Source organism: Ferruginibacter sp. (assembly GCF_031391665.1).
Taxonomy (GTDB): domain Bacteria; phylum Bacteroidota; class Bacteroidia; order Chitinophagales; family Chitinophagaceae; genus Ferruginibacter.
In genome coordinates, this window is sequence record NZ_JANMUN010000187.1 from 1 (window position 1) to 1,656 (window position 1,656).

The window sequence follows — 1,656 nt, forward strand, 5'->3', positions numbered from 1 at the left end:
CATAGTTGTGAGAATCGGAAACGAAAGGAAAGGCCCCAACATAAAATTTATACCTTTCTTCTTCTTTTATAAATAATGCACCCAGGTTTTTGATTTGTTCGGTTGTAAAACAAACAGTAATAAATTGTTTATAAAAGAAGAAGAAAGGTATAAATTTTATGTTGGGGCCTTTCCTTTCGTTTCCGATTCTCACAACTATGCTTCACTGCAAGATCAGCTAACTGATAATTATTATATTTCAAGATTTAAAGCAATGGTCAATCAGTAAATTTTAATGTAGTTGAACAACTAAATTATGCCACGTTATTTCATCGAAGTTTCTTACAAAGGCACAAACTATTCGGGATTTCAGATACAGCATAATGCCAATTCAATCCAGATGGAAGTTGAAAAAGCTTTAGAAATTTTCTATAAACAAAAATTTGAGCTGACCGGTTCTTCACGTACAGACGCAGGTGTGCATGCCTTGCAGAATTTTTTTCATTTCGATACTGAACTGATTATTGACGATGATGCTTATAATCTGAATGCAATTTTGCCGGATGATATTGTCATCAAGCGAATATTCAATGTTAATGAAAATGCACATTGCCGTTTTGATGCAGTTAGCAGGGAATATCATTATTATTTATACAACCATAAAAGTCCATTTTTACAGGGGAGAGCTTATTATTTTCCTTATTCTCTGGATATTGAGTTATTACAACAGGCAGCAAAAGAGATTCTCGGCCATACTGATTTCACCAGTTTTTCAAAACGTAATACCCAGGTAAAATCATTCCTGTGCAGGATTTATACTAGCGAATGGATACAGGAAACAGATTGTTTAATCTATAAGATAAAGGCTAATCGTTTTTTGCGGGGTATGGTAAAAGGATTGGTGGGAACCATGTTGCATACTGGGAGGAAGAAAATAACAATTGATGAATTCAGGGCGATCATAGAGGAAAAGGATTGTACTAAAACAGATTTTTCTGTACCTCCGGATGGCTTATACTTATATGAAGTCAGGTTTCAAAAATTTGATCAAGTCCTTTAATTATTTTTCCAACATATTTTAAGAAGATGATCGAAGTAAGTCAGGCATAATTATGCCTTGGTTGTAGTAAAAAAGTATAAAACAAATTGTTTCTTAAAAAATAACAAAAAAAGTATGAAATTCTGTAATACAGTACTGTGTATCATTTGAAGTGATATCGACAGTTGATTTTTATGTTTGTTAATAACTAATTTGCAGATTTATTTTGGTGGCAGTTTATCCACCCTTATCTTTGCCGTCCGCTTTTGAAAAAAGAGCTAGTTCTTCAAAAAAAATCTCCTCAAATTCTTCAAAATAATTTCTAAAATAAAGAAGATAAATTTGGGTGATAAAATAAAGGCCCTTACCTTTGCACTCCTAATTAAAAAAAGGGGCAAAAAGTAAAGCCAAAAGATCTTTGAAAGTTTGGAAACAGCAGCAAATAATTATTTGATTATCAAGGTAATGTTAGCGCAAATATTAATTTAGAATTTGACGTTAATTTCCAATGAAATTACACAGTCAGATCATAACAACTCATTTACAATGGAGAGTTTGATCCTGGCTCAGGATGAACGCTAGCGGCAGGCTTAATACATGCAAGTCGAGGGGCAGCACGGGTAGCAATACCTGGTGGC

Annotated in this window: 2 protein-coding genes and 1 rRNA gene; 2 read left to right on the forward strand and 1 reads right to left on the reverse strand. The window is 33.5% G+C overall.

The genetic code is table 11. The features are described from left to right. On the reverse strand, positions 1–193 hold a 193-nt coding region (locus tag ACY651_RS14060; protein WP_462253819.1), incomplete at its 3' end, for a hypothetical protein. Between the two features lie 102 nt (positions 194–295). Between ACY651_RS14060 and truA the strand changes: the two genes are divergently transcribed. Next, positions 296–1,039 carry a tRNA pseudouridine(38-40) synthase TruA gene (gene truA / locus ACY651_RS14065; RefSeq protein ID WP_462253821.1) on the forward strand — a complete coding sequence of 248 codons (744 nt, stop codon included), beginning with the start codon at positions 296–298 and terminating at the stop codon, positions 1,037–1,039. Between the two features lie 522 nt (positions 1,040–1,561). Further along, a 16S ribosomal RNA gene (locus ACY651_RS14070) occupies positions 1,562–1,656 on the forward strand; the annotation flags it as partial.